Source organism: Hyunsoonleella jejuensis (genome assembly GCF_900111025.1).
Lineage (GTDB): Bacteria > Bacteroidota > Bacteroidia > Flavobacteriales > Flavobacteriaceae > Jejuia > Jejuia jejuensis.
On sequence record NZ_FOFN01000006.1, the window covers coordinates 24,855 to 49,248 of the forward strand.

Genomic DNA, 24,394 nt, shown 5'->3' on the forward strand with positions numbered 1-24,394 from the left:
TATTTAACTTCATTTAACATTTTGAACTGAAATTTAATTCATTATAATACTTAACTTTAGCGACGCTAATTTAAATATCGAAGAATCCATTAATTTCAAAACAATTTTATGAAAACAAATTCCGCTTGGCGTTTAAAAGCAGTTTCGGCGCTTTTAATTGCTTTTTTTGTAATGCCTTTAAATTTTGATGCGCAAAATAGAAGAAAGGATAAGAAAAAGAAAGACAAAACCGAAGCAGCAACAGCAGCAGTAAAAAAGGAAACTAAGAAAAAAACTATTGCTTCGTTGACAAAATCCAGTAAAAAAATGGATGGTTTGTTCACGCTCTATCAAGATACCATCACTGGATCGTTGCAAATGCTTATTTCCGAAGATGATATAGATAAAGAGTTTATCCATTTTGCACAAGTTGCAGATGGTGTTATGGAAGCTGGTAAATTTAGAGGTTCCTACGGCCCTACTCAAGTGATTAAGATTACAAAACACTTCGACAAAATAGAATTTATAAAGCAAAACACATCATTTTATTTTGATCCTGATAATCCGCTTTCTAAAGCTAAGGATGCGAATATCTCAAGTGGCAATATAGCTAGTGTAAAAATTGAGGCGCATGATGATGAAAAAGGACTATACCTTATAAAAGCTGGTGATTTGTTCTTAAAAGAAACCTTCGGACAAATAAAACGTCCTAGATTTCCGGGAAGCTCTCCAACGTCGTTCTCATTGGGTAATTTGGATAAGAATAAAACAAAAATAAATACTATTAAAAATTACCCTGATAATGTAAACATTACTGCAGAGTATGTATATTCTAACCCTTCTATACTAAATGGTGGTTCCAATGCCGTTACAGATGGACGAAATGTAAGTATAAAGATGAACCATAGCCTTATGGCGATGCCCGAAAATGACTATGAAGTGAGGTTTGATGACCCAAGAGTTGGGTATTTTACGCAACAGGTTGATGACCAAACAAGTACGAGTTCTACACCTTACAGAGATTTAATCCATAGATGGCATCTTAAGAAAAAAGACCCTAATGCTGCATTATCAGAACCTGTAACGCCCATAACATGGTGGATTGAAAACACCACCCCTGTAGAATGGAGAGAAACTATAAAAAATGCTGTTTTACAGTGGAACAAAGCTTTTGAAAAAGCTGGATTTAAAAATGCTATGGTTGTTAAAGTACAACCTGATGATGCTGATTGGGATGCTGGAGATATTAGATATAATGTGTTGCGTTGGACGTCTTCTCCCCAACCTCCTTTTGGTGGCTATGGGCCTAGTTTTGTTAATCCCAGAACAGGGCAAATATTGGGCGCAGATATTATGTTGGAATATGTACACTTTACCAACAGAGTGCTTTACGATAAAATTTATAATAATGTAGGTAAGGATTTAGAAGAAGACTTCAAGTATTGTAGTCTTGGACATGAAATACACCAAGAACTTATGTTTGCTAATGCGGTGGTTTCGGCTACAGGCGCTTCGGATTTAGAAATGGAACGCATTAAAAAGGAGTCGATGACTGCCTTAATAATGCACGAAGTTGGGCATACTTTAGGATTAAATCATAACATGAAAGCCAGCCAACTTTTCTCAAGAGAACAATTAAACGATGCTGATTTTATCGAAGGTAAATGTTTAACAGCTTCAGTTATGGATTATGCCGCTTTAAATGTTACAAAAGACAGAAGCAAACAAGGGCAATATGATGATGTTGCTGTTGGCCCTTATGATGTTTGGGCTATACGACTAGGATATACACCTTTTAAATCTGAAAGTGAACGACAAGCGCTATTGAGCGAATCTACTAAGCCTGAACATATTTTTGGTAATGATGCTGATGATATGCGCAGCCCTGGAAAGGCTATTGACCCTAGAGTAAATGTGTCAGACCAATCAAATGAGCAAATAGACTGGTCTATCGATAGAATGCAATTGTCCGATCAGCTTTTAAAAGAAGTAAAAAATAATTTTACAAAAGAAGGTGATTTTTATGAAGAATTAAAACGTGTATATAACGTACTATCAGGACAAAAGGCAAGTGCTGCAAATACCATTTCAAGGTTTATTGGTGGTGTTTATGTTGAAAGAGCTGCAGCTGGACAACATGGTGCTAAACAACCTTATACTCCAGTAAGTTTGGAAGATCAAAAAAAGGCAATGGATGCTTTGCGCCAATATGTTTTTGCGCCAAATGCATTTGATGCGCCAGACGATTTATATAACTATTTGGCAAGCCAGCGTAGAGGTTTCAATTTTAGAAGTTCAGAAGACCCAAAAATCCACAATCAAGTATTGGGGTATCAAAAACGAGTGTTAAGTCACCTATTGCATTATAACACATTACAAAGAATTACAGATTCTGAGTTATATGGGAATGACTACAACTTATCTACCATGATGACGGACTTGAACAATGCCATATTTAAAGCTGATATTTCTGGTAGTGTAAATTCATTTAGACAAAATTTACAATTAGAATATACTGAAATGTTGTTAGAGATGCTTACTGGCAAGACAAGTTCGAGATATACTCATAATGCAAAATCTATGGCCTTGTATAACCTAAAACGTATTAGAACAATGGCTGCTCCATCTGGCAATATAGCCTCTAGGGCACATAAAGAACATTTAAGAACTTTAATTGATAATGGATTAAAGGAATTGAAATAATAAACGTTTTCCTTAGAAACTAAAAAAGCTACTTCAAATGAAGTGGCTTTTTTATTATGTGGTTGATGTTTCTTTTTAGGGACAATGAATTGTTTACTTTATGTTTCATTAACCTACACTTATAAAAGAGCAAAACCTATGCCATTTTTTATAATCATTTAAGAATATTTAGGGATTTTACCCTTTACACCTTTATAAAATGATTTCAAATGTTTAAAATCAGCCTCAACATCATCAGTAGGATAAAAAGGTTTAGAAAACGTATTTCGTTTATTTTCAAAATCTAGTGTAAACATCACTATAGGAACTTTGGCTGCTTTAGCAATATAATAAAAGCCCGTGCGCCATTTCTCTACTTTTTTCCTAGTGCCTTCAGGTGCTAACGCTATTCGGAACGTGTCATTCTCTGCGAATAACTTTGCGATAGCTTCTACTTTATTTTGGTTGTTTTGTCTATCTATTGGTCTACCTCCCAACACTCTAAAGAAATATCCGAAGGGAAACACAAAAAGCTCCTTTTTTCCAATAAAATTAACCTTTACACCTAAAACTCCACGTACTAAAACACCAATATAGAAATCGTGCCAACTCGTATGAGGTGCCGCAATAATGACTGCTTTTTTAATGTCGGTTTGAAGCGTTTTGTAGTTACCATCAACCTGCCAACCCAATACTTTAAAATAAATGAATTTAGCAAGCCATTGTCTCATACTACATTTTTAAATAAAGTTCCTTAAGCTTTTTCGGAGTAATCCTTTTTTTCCAATTTTTCCCAATAGCATTTTCCCATAACGGTTCTAAGCTTAACGCAATTGAAATCATAGTATCTAAATCCTTTTCACTTAAATCTGAACAAACGTTTGTAGGTAAAGTGATTTTATGTTTTGCTATCATATCCTTAAAAAGCTTTACGTCCTTAGGATAAAACTCTTCTAAATGATTAAAAACGATGCAATTACCTATACCATGTTTGGTACCCAATAAATAAGATAAACCATAGCTCATGGCGTGAGCAACCCCCACTTGGGAATAAGCAATACTCATACCCCCGTGCCATGACGCCATCATTAACTTATCTTGCGCATCCTTTTTCGATAGTTTTCCATCAAGATATATTTCTTTACAAATGCTGTAAGCCATATCTCCATAGGTTTTACTGAATGCATTGAGATACGTGCCGTTTAATGATTCAACACTATGAATAAAACAATCCATACCCGTGTAAAACCACTGATCTTTTGGTACGCCATTGGTTAATTCGGGATCTAAAACTACTTGATCAAACGGTGTGTAATCTGAATTGATCCCTAATTTTTTAGTAGATCCAGTTAAAACGGTTGTTCTAGAAACCTCAGCGCCAGTTCCTGAAATAGTAGGAATACCAACATGGTAAAGCGCTTTGTTTTTTACTAAGTCCCAACCTTGATAATCTTCTGCACTCCCTTCATTGGTAAGCATTATAGCCACTGCTTTTGCTAGGTCTAACATTGAACCTCCACCAATTCCAATAATACCCGATGGACGTTCTTTTGATGTTAAAATAATGTTTTCAACCAATTCATCTACCTGTGAAGTTTTAGGCTCTTCCTCGGTAGAAACATACACAACTTTATCTTCATAAGAAATTGGTATTCTTGAAGTTACATCTATCTCGGTTTTAAATACATCATCTACTAAAAATATAAATGGCGCATTACGATTTAAGCGATTTGGGGATAACAATTCACCTAACTGATTGAAACTACCTCTGCCAAAAATTACTCTTGGCACCATTGGAAAGTTTTTATAACTCATGCAGTGTCTTTTCTTTTACAAAGTGTAAAAATAGTATTATTTTAATTTCTCTTATTTAATTATCTCGAAACTTTTAAAGGTAAACCATTGTTTGGTTAAGGTACTAGTTTTAAAAGTTCCCGTAATGATGGTATTGTTTTATATTCTTTTCCGTTGGTTTCTTTTTCCGTAACCATTTCGTGAGCCCATGTGGTATGAAATGGCACATGTATTGCCTTTGCTTTAATGTTAATTAATGGTAAAACATCCGATTTTAAAGAATTTCCTATCATTAGAAATTCTGACGGATTGATATCCAAATGATTTAAAAGTTTTGAATAATTGGCTTCTTTCTTGTCACTTAAAACTTCAATATGATGAAAATAAGAAGTAAGCCCAGATTTTTCCAATTTCCGCTCTTGGTCTAACAAGTCTCCTTTTGTTGCTAAAATAAGCCTATATTTTTTTGATAATTCCTCTAGAACTTCCTCAACCCCATCCAATAATTCTACGGGCTCATTCAACATATTCTTGCCAATATTTAATATTTTTTCGATGGTTTTACTAGGTATGGTATAATTCGAGAGTTCTAAAGCACTTTGCACCATAGAGAGCGTAAAAGCTTTTACACCATAGCCATATAAAGGTAAATTGCCTATTTCTACCTTAAATAATTCCTGGTCTATTTTGTTTGGGGTTTCAAACTCTGATAATAATTTGGCAAACTCTTCTTCTGCCTTCCTAAAATAGGTTTCATTCACCCAAAGTGTATCATCGGCATCAAAACCAATTACTTTTATGCCACTGTAGTTTATTTCCATAATTGCTTAGCACGTTCTAAATCTTCCGGTGTATCAATTTCAACGCCTTCAACATTTGTTTCAACCATCTTAATTCGTCTTCCATATTCTAAATAGCGTAACTGTTCTAATTTTTCAGAAGCTTCTAAAGTGAGCATTGGCAAACGATAAAAATCTAAAATAGCCTGTTTTCTAAAGGCATAAACGCCCTTGTGCTTGTAATACTTAACATTGACTGTTTTATCGCGATGGAAAGGAATTGGACTGCGTGAAAAATATAGGGCAAAATTAGCGTTGTCTATAACTACCTTAACCGTATTAGGATTATTAATTTCGTCCTCATCAGTAATATGCACCATTAATGATGCCAAATCTACTTGCTTATTGGTGTCTTCTTTAAAAACGTCAATTAATTTCTTTAAGGATTCCGCATCAGTAAAGGGTTCATCGCCTTGTACATTAATTACCACATCTACATCCAAATGCGCTACTGCTTCGGCTATTCTATCACTACCGCAGTCGTGCTCTTTTTTGCTCATCATTACCTTGCCCCCATTATTCGCTATCTCTTTATAAATAATGTCGCTATCGGTTACTACTATAACATCATCAAATAGTTTAGTGGCTACGGTAGCTTCGTAAGTTCGTAGAATGACGGTTTTTCCGCCCAAATCTTGCATAAGCTTACCTGGAAATCGAGATGCGCCGTAGCGCGCGGGAATCATGGAAATAATTTTCATCTGTGCGTTCTAAATGATGACTGTCAAAAATACCAAATATTTATACAATGGTGTTCTTTTTCCTTTTGAAACGGGTATAAAGTTTAAAAATGATGATTAACATAATAACTACCAGAACTATGGCTGCAATAGGCACAAAAATTGAAAGTGCCGACATAACCACCGAAGTTCCTGTTTCTAAAGTTGATACTACAGGATTTGCAACACCCCCTGTTGTTGCTGTGGAAGCTAACCGCGTTGTACTAGATGTACCCGCAATGGCTGCTGCTGTTCCGCCACCTGCAATAATTGCCAGTGCCCAAGTGGTAACAGGGCTTAAATCGGCAACTGTAGAGAGCATTACCGCTGTTCCTGCCAATGCAGCCAACGGTACAGCAATAGTATCCAATAAATTATCTATATAAGGAATAAAATAGGCACAAATTTCTACCACAGTAGCTACACCTAATGTAATAAGTGCCGGCATACTACCCACCCACTGCCATGATTCATTAAGCTGCCAAACGTCAAAATGTGCAGCTAAACTCAATGCGAACAAGGGTAAAAAAACGCGAAATCCAACCGATGCGGATAAGCCTATGCCTAAGCAAATGCTAAGAATTGTTTCTGGTGTCATTTTAAAATATCGTTACGATTCAAAAAAATCATCTTTAAAACCAATAAGATACAATTTTTCTTTTGCTCTTGTTACAGCTGTGTATAACCATCTTAAATAATCAACATCTATACCATTTGGCAAATACGGTTGTTCTACAAAAACAGTGTGCCATTGGCCTCCTTGAGATTTATGGCAGGTTATGGCATAAGAAAACTTAACTTGTAAGGCGTTAAAATGTTTGTTATTCTTAACTTTTAAAAACTTTTTATAATTACTGGTTTCGTTTTCAAAATCCTTCATCACCTCTTGGTATAATCTATTGGAATCATCATAAGATAATGATGGTGTTTCTGCATGAATAGTATCTAAAAGAAGTACGGTTTCAAAAGGCCGCATTCTTGGGTAATCTACCATACGTACCTTTACTTCCGCAAAGCGAAATCCATACAACTCAATAATTTTAAAAATCTCTAAAACTTCTATTATATCACCATTTGCAATAAAACCTGCTTCGGTTGTTGGCTTTATCCAGAAGTAATTATTTTTTACTACCATTAGGTAATCACCAGCGGTTAGTTCATGTTCATTAAATAAAATTCTACTTCGTATTTGCTGATTGTATAAGTTGGCACGTTTATTACTTCTTACAATTATTGCTGTTTCCTCATTTCCTAAAGTGCTGTAGGCATCGTTAATTGCATCCATAATATCATAACCATCAACTAGTCTTACTATATCATTAAATCCATGTAAATCAAACTTAAAACTGTCAAAAATACTGCTTGCTAAAGTTTCCCTCAATAAGGTAGCATTTACCAAAATCCCCGAATCTTCTTGTTGCCTTACTACTTCATCCAACTCCATTTTAGTCACTTCCTTATTATAATTTAGGGCTAACTTATTTTCGTCTAAAGCAGGACTAATATCTAATTTAACAGGAGGCAATTGTGCTGTATCTCCAATTAATAGCAATTTACATTTAAAACCAGAATACACATATTGCATTAAATCGTCTAAAAGCGACCCGTTTTCAAAGAGTTTAGAATCTCCTGGAGTATCAGGAATCATCGACGCTTCATCTACTATAAAAATTGTGTTTTTATGCTTGTTGGGTTGTAATACAAACTTAACCCCGCCTCCTGAACTCTTTTTTGGAAAGTATATTTTTTTATGAATGGTAAATGCTTCTTTTTTGGAATAATTAGCTATTACCTTGGCCGCCCTTCCGGTAGGTGCTAACAAAACGGCACTCATTTTGGCTTTCCATAAGTTGTTAACAATTGTACTTACAATCGTAGTTTTACCTGTACCGGCGTAGCCTTTTAATAAATAAATGGAATTAGATGCCTTACTAAAGATAAACTGTGAAAGTTGCTGTAAAACAATGTCTTGCTTTAATGTAGGTTGAAAAGGAAAATGTTGCTTAACAAGAGAATAAAATTCAGTTGAAGTCATTAAAGCATGAAACGGTTTATAAATTCATCAAATATAGAAATGATTTTTATTAAGATAGTTTTAACCATTAAAAAAAAATTGTAGATTTGCGGAAGACCATTATTAAACTTATAACAAATTAAAATACTATGTTAACAGTAATTCTCGTTGTAGTTGGTGTAATATTGCTTACCATAGCTTTGGTGAAGCTAGTTGATAAATTTATACCTGCCAAATTTAAGCCAGTTTTAACTATTGCACTTTGGGTGTTAATAGGCTTTTTAGGTTATAAAACATTTATGTCTATTTACAATCCAATTCTTTTCAACCAAGAAAAAGAAAAGCGTTACGCCAAGGTTATTGAAAGCTTAGAGGACATTAGAGATGCACAGTTGGCACACAGAACAGTTACTGGTAGATTTTCAGGAAACTGGGATAACTTAGTGAAATTTATAGATACGGCACAATTTACGTTAACACAACGCAGAGATTCTAGTGTTGTAGATGAAGAATTAACAAGACGATACGGAGGTGTAGAAACTTTTAAGGATATTGTTATTATAGATACACTAGGAACTAAATCTGTGAAAGACTCCATTTTTAAAAGTTCTGATAGATATAAAACTATGATGGATGTTCCCGTAGGAGAACCTGGTGCTAAGTTTAAACTTGAGGCAGGGTTTTTGGAGCAGAACGATATTAAAATTCCTGTGTTCGAGGCTTCAGTTAAGAAAAATGTAATATTATTTGATCAACCTAAAGAGTTGGTAATGCAAGAAAACGAGGTGGTATCCGTTGAAGGCGTAAATGGGGATGAAATAAAAGTTGGTTCTATGGATGAAGTTAAAACCATTGGAAACTGGCCAAAAACTTATGGCACTAAGAAAGACTAAAGATTTAGATACTATTACCAATAAAAAACTGTCCATTCAAATTAGTTTGAGTGGACTTTCTTTTTGTATCCTAAATGTAATTAAAAATACTATTACAAATCTGGAGCATATCGCTTTTGAAAAAAAGGTGAATCCTTTTGAAGCCTTGGAGCGATTAATGCATTACTTTGATACACGGGATTACCTTCAGGAACAGTTTGATGACATTTTGATTATTCATCAAAACGACTTGTCTACTTTGGTGCCAAAAACACTTTTTAACGAAGATTATTTAGCAGATTACCTAAAATTCAATTCCAAAATTTTAAAATCAGATTACTTAAGTTATGATACATTAAAGTATAATGATAGTATAAATGTATATGTGCCTTATGTAAATATTAATAATTATATCTATGATGTTTTTGGTGAGTTTACCTATAAACACGCCTCTACCATTTTAATCGACAACATATTAAAAATGGAAAGCCATAAAAATGCTGCTAAAGCTTATGTACACATTAGCGAAAAGCATTTTGAAATTATCGCTTTGGAAAACGGAAAATTAAAACTTTACAACACTTTTGAATATAATAATTCTGAAGATTTTATTTACTATCTATTATTTACACTAGAACAGTTAAACTACGATCCTGAAGAAATTGATATTGCCCTTATTGGAAATATTTCTGAGGAAGATGATGTATATAAAATGGCCTATAAATATATTAGGCATACCACTATTGAAACTATTAGCAATAACGCTCCACACGATACAGAGACTAAACACTCTAATTACATTATAACAAATAGTTTCTAATGCGGATTATTTCAGGTAAATACAAAAGCAGAAAGATAATAGCACCAAAAAACCTACCTGTGCGCCCAACCACAGATATGGCAAAAGAATCGCTCTTTAATATCCTAAACAACCATTATTATTTTGACGAGATTTCGGTTTTAGATTTATTTGCCGGCACTGGAAACATAAGTTATGAATTCGCCTCAAGAGGTACAAAGCAAATTACTTGTATAGATCAAAATTTTGGTTGCATAAAATTTATCAATCAAACTGCTGAAACATTTGAAATGCCAATACAGACTGTAAAAAGTGATGTTTTTAGCTTCCTAGAAAAAGCTTCTGTAAAAGCAGATATTATATTTGCAGACCCACCTTATGATTTTACGGTAGAGCAATTCGCAAAAATACCGCAATTAGTTTTTCAAAAAAGCATGTTATTAGATGAAGGCATGTTAATCGTAGAACATTCTAAGCATACAGATTTATCGCACATTCGTAATTTTTCAAATCAAAAAAATTACGGTGGTAGTGCTTTTAGTTTTTTTAAGAATATTGAAAATTAACAATTGTTAATTTTTTATCAATCTTTTTTAGCTACATTCATAATCTCCTTAAGAGTCCCGTACTCTACACATACTTCTCTTACATTCAAAATCTTTTTTTGAAAGCATGTTTATGGTTTGTTGTGAATACTAACCTTTAAAACCATAAAAATGAAAAAACTATTACTACTTGGATTAGCAATTCTGTTATTCGTGGCTTGCCAAAATAAACCACAACGCTATTTTGATGCCTCACCAGAAATTGATACAGTAAAAGCCGGTATTAAAGCCTACGAGGCGGGCGATTGGGATAGCTGGAAGGCAAATTTTACTGACTCCACAAAGATTTATCATAACACAAATAGTGGCAATTCTCCCGACGAAGTGATGGCCAGCATGAAACAAATGCTCTCCTTCATGGAAACCTATGGGTTTAGTAAAGAAGGCGTTGTAACCGAAATGGTTGTTGATAAAGATGGAAAGACATGGGTAAACTATTGGGGTAATTGGTATGCAAAAACTAAAGTTACTGGCAAAAAATTAAGCGTACCCGTTCATTTAACGCTTCAATTTATAGATGGTAAAGTTTTAAACGAATTTGCATATTATGATACCGCTGGAATTAATGCAGCAATTTCAGAAATTACCAGTATGTCCGCTGATGAGAAAACAAAAATGGACGCCGTTAATAAAGTGGTTGCTGGCTGGAATGCACACGATATTGCTAATCTGAAATCGCTTTCTGTATCTAACTTGGTAAGAACAACCAATGGTGCTCCAGAAATAAAAAACATTGATGAATATGAAGGATTTATGAAAACATTTATAACCGCATTTCCCGATTTTACAGTATATGCAGACAACGTTGATATAGCAAAAGATAAAATTTACATCAATTGGACCGTAACAGGAACACATAATGGAGATTTTATGGGTAATGCAGCAACTGGTAAAAAAGTGAAAACCAAAGGATTTAGTGTATGGACGCTAAATAACTCAGGAAAATTTGTTAGCGAAGATGCGTACTTCGATAACTTGGCGCTATTCAGTCAATTAGGAATTAATCCTCCTACATCAAATTAAAATAAACAAACCAATACCTTTAATATATGAAAACCATTAAGTCAATTTTATTACTATTATTTATTTGTGCTTTTAGCATTCAACTTTCAGCTCAAAAAATGTACTTGGTACACGAAGACAAAGTAAACCCATCAAAAATGGTGGATTATGAAAAAGCAGCACTCACGTTTCATGAAGCATGTCTTAAACATCAACCGGATGCTAACTGGTTAACTGTAACTATGGACGACTTTAGGTATCTTTATGTGTCTCCAATTGAAAATTTTGCAGACATAGATAAACGTCCATTTGCAGATATGGCAAAAACTATGGGAGATGAATTTGGAAAAATGTTTGATGACTTTGATAAATGCTATGATTCTCACGGCGATTACATCATTATGCTGGATGAAAGTTTAACCTATATGCCAGATGGTATTTCTCAAACCCAAGAAGGGTTAAACCATCGTAATTTCTATTTTATTCACTTTACACCTGAAAATGAAAAGGCGTTAAGAGAAGGCATGAAAGCGGTTAAAAATATGTTTACATCAAAAGAATCAAAGAATTATTATCGTGTTTATAGAAGCGGGTTTGGGGTAATGAATAGTTATTATATGGTTGCAATGTCCAGTGAGGATGAGGTTGATGCAGCAACTAAAAACAAAGCAAACGATGAACTATTGGGGCCAGAACGCTACGAGACGTTTCAAAAAGTAATAGGAAGCGCTGCAGAAATGTATGAAATAACAGGAAACATAAGACCAATGTTATCCTACAAGAAAAAAGAAGAATAATTGTTTGTTAGTCACTAATCAATTTTAACGATAAACCCTTCTTGTAAAACACAGGAAGGGTTTGTTATATTTAAGCAAATCTATAAGCCGAATTCTGTATCGCACCAAGGCGCGACCCTTATCATTTATCTGCGTTTACTGTTACCAGCAAACTTTAGCTGCCTACCCTCCAGCAATCAAGCGTGCCACTTTCAAACGCTGGTATACATGGCATTGCACCACATAGAGTTTACCTGATTTCACTACGGCACTACCCGTACATTCTTTCTGTTGCACTTTTCCTAACCTTTCGGCCGGTGGCTTTTAACCACTATGTTGCACTACGGTGTTCGGACTTTCCTTTACGCCAAAGACGTAACGATAAGGCGATTTACTTATTGGCAAAAGTACAACTACTAAAATTTAAAACACAAATAATAAAAAAAATTTGGGCGTTCCCCTATCAGGTCAGGCTTTCACTACTCAATCCCTCCTACGTCGGGGATTTCAAACATGCCGTTCAATCCTTAACGCGGGCGTGTTTGCTAGCTTAATTCTAAAATAAATTAGTTTCCTATTTGAAGTGTTCGTTTACCTGTCTCGGCTATGAATAGTTGCGTGGTGTAGCACTTAACTTTGCAAATACACATCAAACTGAAAATCCGAAAGGATTTTTAGAAGTGGGCGAGAATGAGTAATTCCTTTTAGCCATTGTTCTAAGCAGTTTTTATTTATAAAATTCGTATTCGTATTTAAAAGTTAATTTATTGTCTCCATTAACTTTCTCTATTTTACTTAGGAATGAGTTTTCATAGAAAAAGTTCAGTTTTGTTATTCCGTTTCTGTCATCTATGGTTTTAGTTTTTACCATTCCATTTTTATCGTATTCGAAATATTCCATTTTGGTGTAATATTTAGTTTCGATAACTTGATTCTGCTCATTGTATTTACGAGTAGAAATTATTTCTAAATTTCTAGGATTAAAATTCTCAATTCTATTTCCTTTGGAATCTGTTTTGTATGCAGAATAATCTTCTTCACTTATTTTAATACCGTTGAAATAAGTGATTTTTTTTGTTCCGCCAATTTTTTCTTTTGGGTTGAAGAAATACTTGAACTCTGAATAAAGTCCATTTTCATTATATCTTAATTCTCTATCGTATGATTCATCTCCGTTTTTAAATATGACGCTATTTAATTCCCATTCCTTATTTTCATTGAAATCAGAATATATTGTAATATTTTCTTCTTTTAATTCGATTGTTCTTTTCGTAGGAATAGAATCTCCAATTTTGAACTCTGTTCTGTATGGTCCATCAAATCTGTATTTATAACCATATTTAAAATCTCCATTTGCCGTAAAAAATGAAATTTTAGTTAATCTATTTTGTTTATCAAACGCAAATTTGGTCTTGCTAATAACTTTGTTTGACTTATCTGTGGCCTCAATAACATTTCCATTTTTGTCAAAAAGTAGATCCGTAACAATTTCTTTTTCCTCGTAAAACTTAATTCTCTTGATGTTTTTTTCAGCAGCTATCTTTTTGAAAGACTCATTACTGTTCCTTTCATTATCAGGGACATTTAATGAAATGACAAAATTTTGTCTGGATTCAGATTGTCCGAAACAAAAATTTGAAATTAAAATAAGTAAGATTAAATTCTTTTTCATTGATTTGGTCTAATTGCTTAAAACCTGCTGACGGATATGCGCTATTTTTTAATGGCTTATTCCGCCGGTAAACGAAGGTAGTTGAAAATTATTACAAAGTCAAGAAGTCTAGAACCTCTATTTGTTAATAACTCCTATCAAATTCTGAATCCTGAATTCTGAATTCTGAATGTATATAATTAAATTTGTTTTCTAAACCTATTTAATGGAGCACTTCGTTGTATCAGCCAGAAAGTACCGCCCACAAACCTTTAAGGATGTTGTAGGGCAACAGGCTATTACTAATACATTGCTAAACGCCATTGAAAATAACCATTTAGCACAGGCATTACTGTTTACTGGTCCGCGTGGTGTAGGTAAAACTACCTGCGCCCGTATTTTGGCTAAAATGATAAACAGTGATGGTACCGAAACTGAAGAGGAAGATTTCGCTTTTAACATTTTTGAGCTAGATGCGGCTTCCAACAATTCGGTAGATGATATTAGAAACCTCACCGACCAAGTGCGTATTCCTCCACAGGTTGGAAAATACAAAGTATATATCATTGATGAGGTACACATGCTCTCACAAGCCGCTTTTAATGCGTTTTTAAAAACTTTAGAAGAACCGCCAAAACATTGTATTTTCATTTTAGCCACTACTGAGAAGCATAAAATAATCCCAACCATTTTATCACGTTGTCAAATTTTTGATTTCAAACGCATTACGGTAAAGGATGCCAAGGAATATCTAAAATACATTGCAGAAGAACAAAGTATATCTGCCGAAGATGATGCATTGCATATCATCGCCCAAAAGGCAGATGGCGCTATGCGTGACGCACTCTCGATTTTTGACCGTGTGGTAAGTTTTTCTGGTAAAAATTTAACCAGGCAAGCTGTTACGGAAAATTTAAATGTGCTGGATTACGAAACCTATTTTACCAGTACAGACTTTATTCTTGAAAATAAAATTCCAGAACTGTTATTACAGTTCAATAACACGTTATCAAAAGGTTTTGATGGACATCATTACATTGCAGGGTTAGCATCACATTTTAGGGATTTACTCGTAAGTAAAACGCAAAGTACTATCGAGCTTCTTGAGGTAGGTGACCAAATAAAACAAAAATATCTTGAGCAATCTAAAAAAGCATCTCACGAGTTTTTACTTAAAGGTATAGAATTAGCTAACGAGTGCGATTTAAAGTATAAAACCAGTAAAAACCAACGGTTACTGGTTGAACTTTGCCTTATGCAGCTTGCCTCTATCACTTATGATGGAGAAAAAAAAAACAATAAACGCTTCATAATTCCAGCGTCTTACTTTCAGAAAAAAGGCATCACGCCTATTCCAGTAACAAAACCTACTGAAAGCCTTGTTGAAACATCTTCAAGAGACATTGATAAGGAAAAAGCACCTGTTTCTGGTAAATCCGAGGTTATTGAGAAATTTCAAGTAAAAGACCCTCCCAAGATTGAGTTGACACCCCAAACTAAGCGTACTTCGGGACTATCCTTAAAAAGTATCAAGGCTAAAAAAGAACATCAAATCAAACAAATGGAGGTGGTTATCGATGAAAAAGATTTGCCTACTGAAGATTTCACAGAAAACCAACTTATTGACTGTTGGAATGCATTTACAAGGAAAATCCAAAAACAGGGAAAACACAATTTGGCCTCTATTCTTGCCATCGATATACCGAAAGTAAAGGGCACAACAGTCTATTTAGAATTTCCAAATGAAACCAATAAAGTAGAATTAGAACGCCAACAATATGAGCTGATGGGGTTCTTACGTAAAACACTTAATAATTTTGACATCAAACTCTCAATAACGGTTAACGAGACCGCGAGTAAAAAATACGCCTATACCACTCGCGAAAAATTTGAGAAAATGAAAGAAAAAAATCCTGCTATTGATGCTCTTCGTAAAACGTTTGATTTAGATATTTAGCCATGAGATATATTTCATTAATAGCCTTTATTTGTTTCATTTTGTTTTCTGCTTGTGATGGAAGGGTTTCTAGAAGAGAAAGCCTCAAGGAATCCGTCAGCAAATTTATGCATTCAAAGCAACCATTAGAAATTGTAGCTTACGTTCCAACGGTTTATTCAGAAATTGAAACTGATACGATTTTAAATAACGGGTATAAAGTGAATATAAAACGTTTCACTAATATGAATACTGCTGTGTTGCATTATTTCACTGGAAAGAATATAAACTACAAGCACTTTTTTAGGCAAATAAATTCTGAAATAACCGTTTATAAAAATGATAGGTTGATTTTACAAAATGTGTTTAGAAATGAGCATTTACCGAAGCATGTTATAAAAAAATTTGATTTTGAAAGCTACCTAAACAATGGCTTACATGTTAATGAATTAGCCTCTCTAGAAAGTAATACATTAGTTTTAGAAACATCTTATTTTAAACCCAAAGGTGATATTAAAATGATGCTTAGGATAATTATAGATGAAAACGGATATTGCGATTTTAAAAGGATAGATTATGTTAGGACTTAAATTACCAACAGACCCGCGTTGGGTAAATATTGTAGAAAAGAATATTGAAGAAATATTAACCGATCATGCATTCTGCGAACAAAAAGCTACCAGTACAGCAATTTCTTTGATTGTAAGCTTTCCTGAATATACTGAATTGGTTCAGGAAATGACAGCATTGGTAAAAGAGGAAATCAGCCATTTTAAAATGGTGCATGATAAAATTATTGAACGTGGTTGGACCTTGGGGAGAGACAGAAAGGATGAATACGTTATTCAACTCATGAAATTCTTTCCAAAAGGTGGCAGCAGAACTACACAACTGGTTCATAGATTGCTCTATGCGGCATTAATAGAAGCTAGAAGTTGTGAACGTTTCAGACTATTATCAGAAGAACTAGAAGACGAAGAATTGCGTACTTTCTATAGAAATTTAATGGTAAGTGAAGCAAACCATTACACTATGTTTTTAGGCTTTGCAAGACAATATGGCAATAAAAAAGAAGTTGACGCCAAATGGCAGCAACTTCTTGATTATGAAGCAAAAATCATGTCAAATCTTGGAACTTCAGAAGCGATACACGGTTAAAATTGATAACCAACCCCTATTTGTATATTCGTGTTAATAGCTTCAACACCTTGGTTGTCGTCAAAAATATTAGATAATCCGTAGCTGTAGCGTAAATCTACAAAAATCATTTGATTGAATTTATACTCCAAACCGCCGATAGCAGAATAATGAAAGTTTCTCATGCCATCATTAACTTTATGAGATTTCAAAGCCACTTGTGGCCCTACTCCCAATCTCCATTTTTGATTTAACCTAAATTTGAAAAATACAGGCATTTGAATTAAATCTAAATGTAAAACTTCTGCTTTAGCGCCTTCTGGAGAAAATTGTAATTCTGGAACTACAGAAATTGCATTTGATAATCTGAAATCACCATAAAAACCGATATAAAAACTGTTTCTATGTTCGTTTGTCATAGTTGGTACATCTTCAAAATCTAAATTTGAGATGTTATAACCAGCGCGAACCCCATAAGTACCTTTTTGGGAAAACGCTTGAAACGATAGGCTAAGTAAAAAAGCTATAAGTGCTAATCTTTTCATTTTTAATAGTTTTGGGTTTATGTATTTATATAAATATACGTTCACGAATATATATTATAAATTTAAAACACCGGAGAAATTGTAGTTGAATTGCAGAATTTTACTGTGTATTACTAGAAACCGTATTGAAATATATACTTTTTATGATACCATCGGCCAACCCAATTTTAGGTACATAGATGTGTTTTGCACCACTCCATTTCATCGCAAATAAATAAATACGCATTGCTGGAATAATAACATCTGCCCTATCTTGATTTAGTGATAGTTCTGTTATTCTTTCTTCATAAGAATAGCTTTGAAGCGTATTGTAATATGATGTTAAATAAAAATAGGTTAAAGGTTTACCCAATGCCTTTCCAGACACCTTAAATATTTTATTAATATTACCTCCAGACCCTATAACACTTATTTTTTCGTATTGTCCAGTATTATCTTTTATCCACTGGTTAAGTTCAGCCCATGATTCTTTTTTTACCATGTCGTTCAAAAGGCGAACCGTTCCAATTTTAAACGAACGAGAAGCTATCTGCTTACCTTTACTTATTACCGAAAACTCTGTACTACCACCACCCACATCAACATAAAGGTATATTTTTTCAGGATCAATAAACTTGTTCAAGTCCGTTGCAGCTATAATCGCAGCTTCCTCCTCACCATCAATCACATCAATACTTACCCCAGAATGTTCTAAAACAGCACTTACAACGTCATTGCCATTGTTTGATTCTCGCATAGCAGAAGTGGCACAAGCTTTGTATTTTTCTACTTTATGGGATTTCATAAGAAGTTTAAAAGCTAGCATCGTATCCAACATTCTTTGGGTATTTTCTTTTGAAATTCTACCTTTTATAAATACATCTGCACCTAAACGAATTGGCACCCTTACCAATGAATTTTTTTTAAAAACAACAGGCTTCCCCTTTTCTTCAATTACGTTGGAAATTAAAAGTCTAACAGCATTGGAACCTATATCAATAGCTGCATATTTTTTTATTGAGAGCATACTAGTTATTCAGTTTATCTACATAATAATCGTATAATGCAATTTGCGATCGCACTTTAGGCTTATTATCAATACGATATTCGTTTTCGTTATTAGTATTTATAAGGCGCGCCTTTACATTATCGCTCCAACAAATGTTGAAATTATCAATTATTTCTTGTTTTATCGCTTCATCATAAATAGGACAACTTACCTCTACCCTATTTTCTATATTCCGAGTCATCCAATCCGCTGAAGAAATATATATTTTGGCGTTTTCATTTGTACCAAAAATATATACACGCGGATGCTCTAAAAACTTATCTACTATACTTATAACTTTTATATTCTCACTCATACCTTTAATCCCAGGTATTAAACAGCAAATCCCTCTAACAATCATATCAATCTTAACTCCAGCGTTACTCGCTTCGTACAACTTATCCACCATTTCGTAACTAGAAAGGCTATTCATTTTTAGTCTTAAATAACCACCCTTCCCATTTTTACTTGCCTTTATTTGTTCATCAATTAAATTAAAAAAATATTTTTTAGTGTAGTGAGGAGATACAATTAGATGTTTATAATTATATATTCTATAATTGGTTTCGAAAAAATTAAAAATCTTGTTGACTTCTTTTAAAATTGGCTGATTAGAGGTGAATAACGTGTAATCTGTATAAATTTTTGCGGTAGATTCGTTGAAATTACCTGTACTGATAAAACCATAGCGTTTTAGTTTTTTACCCTCTTCCCTCTCAATGACACACATTTTACTGTGTACTTTTAGGCCTGGTACACCAAAAATTAAGTTTACCCCTTCCTTTTTCATTTGCTGCGCATAGCGAATATTTGCTTGCTCATCAAATCTTGCCCTAAGCTCTATAGAAACAGTAACCGTTTTGCCGTTAATCGCTGCATTTATCAATGAGCTCGCCACGTGCGAAATTTGTGCTAGACGATAAATAGTAATCTTTATCGTTTTTACTTTCGGGTCTAAAGCGGCTTCCCTTAAAAACTTAACCACATACGAAAATGTGTGATATGGTGCATGCACCATATAATCCTTTTTGGAAATAGCATCAAAAATGCTCGTTTCCAAACTTAAATTTTTTACTCGTAGCGGAACTATTTTTTTGTACAATAAATTAGTTCTTCCCAGACTTGGGAAACCCATATAATCTCTTTTATTATGATATCTTCCGCCAGGGATAATACTATCTGTATTATCAATCCCCATTTTCTCCATTAAATATTCTAGTGTATCGTTATCAATGGTTTTATCGTAAACAAATCTTACTGGTTCACCAACTTCCCTATGTTTTACGCTATCGGAAATTTTTTCTATAAAACTCTTACTTAAATCACTGTCAAAATCCAGTTCTCCATCTCGCGTGATCTTTATCATATGAGCGGAGATAGACTTGTAATCAAAAATATTAAAGATATCACTTAAACAATAGCGTAATAAATCATCAACCATGATTATATAATTATTACCATCTTCTTCTGGCAATACCACAAAACGGTCTACTGTTTTAGGTATTTCTACAAGTGCAAACTGCTTGGTGCCATCATTCATAAGCATTTTAACTGCCAAATAAGCGGCACTATCCTTTAAATTTGGCAAAACCACTAAATCATTCAAAATAATGGTTACCAATGCGGTACTAATATTTTGAAAATAGTATTCTTTAATAAATGATTTTTGATTCTCATTAAGTTGAGACTCATTTATTACAAAAATGTTCTCTTCCCGTAACGATTTATCTATCTCATCCAAAACCCTTAAACTCTCAGCTTGCTGATCTATAACTATTTGAGTAATAATTTCAAGCAACTCTTTGGCTCTAATACCACCAAGCTCGTTTTTTCCTCCTTTACCAGCTTCAACAATGCGCTTTACCGTAGCGTATCTAACTTTAAAAAATTCGTCCAGATTGTTTGAAAATATCCCAAGAAATCTAAGTCTTTCTATAAGAGGCACACTTGTATCGGTAGCCTCTTGTAATACTCGTGCATTAAACTGTAACCAGCTAATTTCTCTATTGATATATTGATTCTCAGTATTCTCTGTTTTGGTCATTCTTGTGAAGCTATTTTAAGCAACAAATATATTCTATTTAGACTGAAAAGTCATTCTGCTTATCATTAAAATTTGATTGATTTTGACTATTTATGAGCTATAGATGCACAGTAAAAAAAATTAATAAATTATAGCTTAAACCTTTAAATCTTTAGGGAAAATGGTATATTCTGTTGTTCCAGAATTAATTTCAGACCATTTATTTACATCAAATTTTATAGCCACAACACCACAGGTAGGTACGTTATCTATAAAGACATTACCATATGCATTAACAAAAGCAGTAATAGCATAGTTATGCCCAAAAACCAATAAAGCGTTAATGCTATTGTCGCAACTCTTAATAACGCTTACCAAATTCTCACCAGAAAAATCGTAGAGCTTGGAGCTGTAGGATATAATATCACTAGAAATATTAAGTTGAGGTAAAATAATTTCTGCAGTTAACTTAGTTCTCATGGCATCGCTTATTAAAACCTTATCTATTTTCGGTTTTAATGATTTCAGCTTATTAGCTATTAAATTTGCATCATTGATACCACGCTTTTTTAAAGGTCTTTCATGATCAATAACATCATATTCCCATGACGACTTTGCGTGCCGTATCAGTATAAGTGTTTTCATTATAATTCGATTAAAAGTAATTTTTATCGATAAAATGTTGTTTTTATCGATAAAATTCAATTTATTTGCTTTATTAAACTAAAATTATATCGACTAAAATCGTTAAAAAAGAAGTATGGAACAAAAAAAGTTGAGATATAGACGCATTAGCGCTAGTAATAATCGACAAGAGGTATATTACATCGATAATATTAAAACACTAGCCTACTTGTCGAATATAATTGTGCTTTAACATTTTTTTTTGAAAAACAAAATAGATATATGTCTATTTGTAATACCTATAAACTAAAGAACAATGACCCCAAATCAAGTTTCAAATAGTAGTAAGGCTTTAATACTGTCTTCTCTTCTTACTGTTTTTCCCTCAAAAACTTTAGATTTTCGCGCTTTAAAAGTTATACCAAACCACTTTGGTATTAATTTCTGTTTAATTCAATGTTATGTAATTAATATAGTAGTTAAGTGATGGAAATGAATAAAACACCCTTTTTTAAATCATTAGTTTTAATTGCAGTTTGCAGTTCTTTGAACTTTTCAAGTTGCTAATAATATAATATTGACTCTTATCTAAAGTAATATGAGACATAAATACCATAACAAACTAGGAGCATTTAATATAAAGAATTTGATGATAGCTATCTTTATAGCTATTCCAAGTTTTCTAATTGCTCAAATTGGAGTTCAAGAACCCTCTATTAAAACAGGAGTACAGTTTTTTTGGTCTGATACTCAAACCAATAACTCAGATCCTGCCACACTAGAAAAAATCGAAGTGACTTCTGGAGGGGTTACTACAGAATATAATACCTTCGTTGTGCCTTCCTCATATTCGTTAACACAAGTTGGCCCCGGTGGTCATGGTGCTAATAGAATTATTTTAAACGGCGGTCCTGTAGTCCCAACCACTTCAGCAAATCCTGCAACATGGAACCCTATAGCCCTGGCGGCATTTCAGGATACAAACTTAAATCACTATTTTTCATCCAATACAAATGGACGAGATTTTTGTGAGGATTTTACGGCATTACCTTTCCCAAACAATCCACCTCAAGATCAAGCTATTTCTTATGTTCCAGCAATACCATCTAATACAGACGGTATTTTAGCGGTTACAGAACGCGGAGGAAACAACTGTTATTATATTGAAGTATTCGGTATTCCTGCAGGTGGTGGGCCAGAACAATTATTAGGTGATACCTTTGTTAAAGATGGTGGACAAAACTATTCAGGTGGTACCTGTACTTTTGGAACACCACTTGGCGATTCAGATTATTGGAGGTCAGGAAGATGTAACAACAACGGGCAAACCGTTGGTGTTGCTTTATTCTATTTAAATGAATTAGCGCCTACGGGTTCAAGCATAACAAGAATTGAGTTTGTGGGATCTACTAACGACCACGGAGATGGTAAATTCTTTATATTACAAAAATATGCTGTAGACCAACAAGTAATAGAATGCTTGGATGAAACGTATAACGGAGATTTATCAATTTTAAACAACGCACCAGCAGGATCTACCTATAATTTAGTTTCTGGTCCTACTCCAGCAGGTCTTTCTTTCAACTTAAATACTGACGGAACATATACATATGTGCCTACTCCTGGTTTTACTGGTGATGTAAATTTTGATTATGAACTATGTCTTCCAGCTCCAAATCAAACAAATTGTGAAACAGCAAGTGCGACTCTTATGTATGTTGCGCTACCACCTGAACCTACTTTTACACAAGACTGTAGTGGCGGAAATACCAATCAAACAATTACTGTAACTAGCCCTTTGAATACGGGAGCGAACCCTGGGCAATACGAATATTCTTTAGATGGCGGGACTACATATCAAAGTTCAGTTAATTTCACTGGCTTATCACCAGCAGGAAATCCGTATAACTTAGTTGTAAGAGATACATACACAAATAATTGTGAGCGAACGTCATCTTCTAATCCCATTAACTTAGTAGATGATACCACGCTTCCTACTATAACTTGTCCAGTAGATATTACTGCTAATACTGATGATGATGGTACAGGTAACTGTACTACCACAGCCAATATTGGTACGCCGACCGTTTCTGATAACTGCTCCGTTATTTCCGTAGTAGCGCAAGTAGGTGGTGTTGATATCGACCCTACTACTTACTTATTTCCGCTTGGGGATACTACAGTGACTTGGATTGTTACTGATAGTGCTACTAATACTGCACAATGTAATCAAACTGTTACGGTTATAGATAATGAGGATCCAGTAGCGGCATGTCAAAATATTACAGTACAGCTTGACGCCACTGGCAATGCTACTATTACTGCTGCTCAAATTGATAATGGTTCTACCGATAATTGTGGTATTGCCTCTCTTGATTTGGACGTAGACACTTTTGATTGTTCTAACGTAGGAACCAACCCTGTTGTGCTTACCGTAACAGATAACAGTGGAAATACCGCTACTTGTAACGCTACAGTAACTGTTCAAGATAACATCAATCCGATTGCTATCTGTCAGGATATAACGGTACAGCTGGATGCCACTGGCAATGCAACTATTACTGCTGCTCAAATTGATAATGGGTCTAACGATACCTGTGGTATTCAATCCCTGGCTATCGATGTTGACACTTTTGATTGTTCTAATGTTGGTGCTAATACGGTAACGCTTACTGTAACAGATGGTAATGGCAATGCTTCTGATTGTACTGCTACCGTTACGGTTCAAGATATAACGCCTCCTGTAGCTATTTGTCAAGATATAACCATTCAACTTGATGCTGCTGGTAATGCATCCATTGCAGCTGCCGATATTGATAACGGATCTAACGATGCTTGTGGTATACAATCTCTGGCTATCGATGTTGACACTTTTGATTGTTCTAATGTTGGCGCTAATACGGTAACACTAACTGTAACAGATGGTAATGGTAATGCTTCTGATTGTACTGCTACCGTTACGGTTCAAGATATAACGCCTCCTGTAGCTATTTGTCAAGATATAACCATTCAACTTGATGCTGCTGGTAATGCTACCATTGCAGCTGCTCAAATTGATAATGGGTCTAACGATGCCTGTGGCATACAGTCACTGGCTATCGATGTTGACACTTTTGATTGTTCTAATGTTGGCGCTAATACGGTAACACTAACTGTAACAGATGGTAATGGCAATGCTTCTGATTGTACTGCTACCGTTACGGTTCAAGATATAACGCCTCCTGTAGCTATTTGTCAAGATATAACCATTCAACTTGACGCTACTGGTAATTTAGCCATTGCTGCTGCAGATATTGATAACGGATCCAACGATGCCTGTGGCATACAGTCACTGGCTATCGATACTACGGCTTTCGACTGCTCGAACGTG

The 24,394-nt window shown here is 34.3% G+C and carries 21 protein-coding genes and 1 other RNA gene; 10 read left to right on the forward strand and 12 right to left on the reverse strand.

All coding sequences use genetic code 11. The features are described from left to right. Positions 1-108: 108 nt before the first annotated feature. Positions 109-2,682: a zinc-dependent metalloprotease gene (locus BMY39_RS14770; RefSeq protein ID WP_092581081.1), complete on the forward strand. Its 2,574-nt coding sequence runs from the start codon at positions 109-111 to the stop codon at positions 2,680-2,682. A 158-nt stretch (positions 2,683-2,840) separates the two neighbouring features. Here the strand turns inward: BMY39_RS14770 and BMY39_RS14775 are convergent, their stop codons facing one another. From BMY39_RS14775 to BMY39_RS14800, 6 genes are all read right to left on the reverse strand, one after another. Continuing rightward, positions 2,841-3,392: a 1-acyl-sn-glycerol-3-phosphate acyltransferase gene (locus BMY39_RS14775; protein WP_092581083.1), complete on the reverse strand. Its 552-nt coding sequence runs from the start codon at positions 3,390-3,392 to the stop codon at positions 2,841-2,843. A 1-nt stretch (position 3,393) separates the two neighbouring features. Further along, positions 3,394-4,476, reverse strand: coding sequence for an iron-containing alcohol dehydrogenase family protein (locus BMY39_RS14780; protein ID WP_092581085.1), 1,083 nt, complete (start codon positions 4,474-4,476; stop codon positions 3,394-3,396). A 95-nt stretch (positions 4,477-4,571) separates the two neighbouring features. Continuing rightward, positions 4,572-5,276: an HAD family hydrolase gene (locus BMY39_RS14785; protein WP_092581087.1), complete on the reverse strand. Its 705-nt coding sequence runs from the start codon at positions 5,274-5,276 to the stop codon at positions 4,572-4,574. Beyond that, on the reverse strand, positions 5,267-5,995 hold the full coding sequence (kdsB, locus tag BMY39_RS14790; RefSeq protein ID WP_092581089.1) for a 3-deoxy-manno-octulosonate cytidylyltransferase: 729 nt from the start codon (positions 5,993-5,995) through the stop codon (positions 5,267-5,269). The genes BMY39_RS14785 and kdsB overlap by 10 nt, the downstream gene beginning before the upstream one ends. 40 nt (positions 5,996-6,035) lie before the next feature. Further along, positions 6,036-6,611 (reverse strand): DUF4126 domain-containing protein, encoded by a 576-nt coding sequence (locus BMY39_RS14795; RefSeq protein WP_092581091.1) that lies wholly within the window; start codon positions 6,609-6,611, stop codon positions 6,036-6,038. 12 nt (positions 6,612-6,623) lie between these two features. Then, entirely contained in the window at positions 6,624-8,048 is a 1,425-nt protein-coding gene (locus tag BMY39_RS14800) for an ATP-dependent DNA helicase (protein WP_092581093.1), read from the reverse strand. A gap of 128 nt (positions 8,049-8,176) precedes the next feature. On the opposite strand from BMY39_RS14800, the gene BMY39_RS14805 reads away from it, so the two are divergent. From BMY39_RS14805 to BMY39_RS14825, 5 genes are all read left to right on the forward strand, one after another. Next, on the forward strand, positions 8,177-8,920 hold the full coding sequence (locus BMY39_RS14805; RefSeq protein WP_092581095.1) for a hypothetical protein: 744 nt from the start codon (positions 8,177-8,179) through the stop codon (positions 8,918-8,920). After that, entirely contained in the window at positions 8,865-9,719 is an 855-nt protein-coding gene (locus BMY39_RS14810) for a DUF3822 family protein (RefSeq protein WP_245738321.1), read from the forward strand. The genes BMY39_RS14805 and BMY39_RS14810 overlap by 56 nt, the downstream gene beginning before the upstream one ends. After that, positions 9,719-10,264 (forward strand): 16S rRNA (guanine(966)-N(2))-methyltransferase RsmD, encoded by a 546-nt coding sequence (rsmD, locus tag BMY39_RS14815; protein WP_092581099.1) that lies wholly within the window; start codon positions 9,719-9,721, stop codon positions 10,262-10,264. The genes BMY39_RS14810 and rsmD overlap by 1 nt, the downstream gene beginning before the upstream one ends. Before the next feature lie 150 nt (positions 10,265-10,414). Next, positions 10,415-11,326: a nuclear transport factor 2 family protein gene (locus tag BMY39_RS14995; RefSeq protein ID WP_143064787.1), complete on the forward strand. Its 912-nt coding sequence runs from the start codon at positions 10,415-10,417 to the stop codon at positions 11,324-11,326. A gap of 26 nt (positions 11,327-11,352) precedes the next feature. Then, positions 11,353-12,102: a hypothetical protein gene (locus BMY39_RS14825; RefSeq protein WP_092581101.1), complete on the forward strand. Its 750-nt coding sequence runs from the start codon at positions 11,353-11,355 to the stop codon at positions 12,100-12,102. 67 nt (positions 12,103-12,169) lie between these two features. Here the strand turns inward: BMY39_RS14825 and rnpB are convergent. Both rnpB and BMY39_RS14835 read right to left on the reverse strand, forming a co-directional pair. Further along, positions 12,170-12,479: RNase P RNA component class A (rnpB, locus tag BMY39_RS14830), an RNA gene on the reverse strand. 329 nt (positions 12,480-12,808) lie between these two features. Further along, the gene (locus BMY39_RS14835) at positions 12,809-13,753 is read right to left on the reverse strand and encodes a hypothetical protein (RefSeq protein WP_092581103.1); all 945 of its coding nucleotides are present in this window, start codon (positions 13,751-13,753) and stop codon (positions 12,809-12,811) included. Between the two features lie 205 nt (positions 13,754-13,958). On the opposite strand from BMY39_RS14835, the gene BMY39_RS14840 reads away from it, so the two are divergent. From BMY39_RS14840 to miaE, 3 genes are read left to right on the forward strand one after another with little or no spacing between them, the layout of a single operon-like run. Further along, on the forward strand, positions 13,959-15,689 hold the full coding sequence (locus BMY39_RS14840; protein WP_092581105.1) for a DNA polymerase III subunit gamma/tau: 1,731 nt from the start codon (positions 13,959-13,961) through the stop codon (positions 15,687-15,689). A 2-nt stretch (positions 15,690-15,691) separates the two neighbouring features. After that, the gene (locus tag BMY39_RS14845) at positions 15,692-16,258 is read left to right on the forward strand and encodes a hypothetical protein (protein WP_092581107.1); all 567 of its coding nucleotides are present in this window, start codon (positions 15,692-15,694) and stop codon (positions 16,256-16,258) included. Continuing rightward, positions 16,245-16,826 (forward strand): MiaE family protein, encoded by a 582-nt coding sequence (gene miaE, locus BMY39_RS14850; RefSeq protein ID WP_092581109.1) that lies wholly within the window; start codon positions 16,245-16,247, stop codon positions 16,824-16,826. The genes BMY39_RS14845 and miaE overlap by 14 nt, the downstream gene beginning before the upstream one ends. Here the strand turns inward: miaE and BMY39_RS14855 are convergent. From BMY39_RS14855 to BMY39_RS14870, 4 genes are all read right to left on the reverse strand, one after another. Further along, on the reverse strand, positions 16,823-17,350 hold the full coding sequence (locus BMY39_RS14855; protein ID WP_092581111.1) for a porin family protein: 528 nt from the start codon (positions 17,348-17,350) through the stop codon (positions 16,823-16,825). The two genes, miaE and BMY39_RS14855, sit on opposite strands and share 4 nt — an antisense overlap. Positions 17,351-17,450: 100 nt before the next feature. Next, entirely contained in the window at positions 17,451-18,356 is a 906-nt protein-coding gene (locus BMY39_RS14860) for a Ppx/GppA phosphatase family protein (RefSeq protein WP_092581113.1), read from the reverse strand. 1 nt (position 18,357) lies between these two features. Continuing rightward, entirely contained in the window at positions 18,358-20,421 is a 2,064-nt protein-coding gene (gene ppk1, locus BMY39_RS14865) for a polyphosphate kinase 1 (RefSeq protein WP_092581115.1), read from the reverse strand. Positions 20,422-20,556: 135 nt separating this feature from the next. Further along, entirely contained in the window at positions 20,557-21,045 is a 489-nt protein-coding gene (locus BMY39_RS14870) for a SixA phosphatase family protein (protein ID WP_092581117.1), read from the reverse strand. Between the two features lie 577 nt (positions 21,046-21,622). Between BMY39_RS14870 and BMY39_RS15000 the strand changes: the two genes are divergently transcribed. Continuing rightward, the coding region (locus BMY39_RS15000; RefSeq protein WP_143064788.1) for an HYR domain-containing protein at positions 21,623-24,394 on the forward strand (2,772 nt) is incomplete at its 3' end.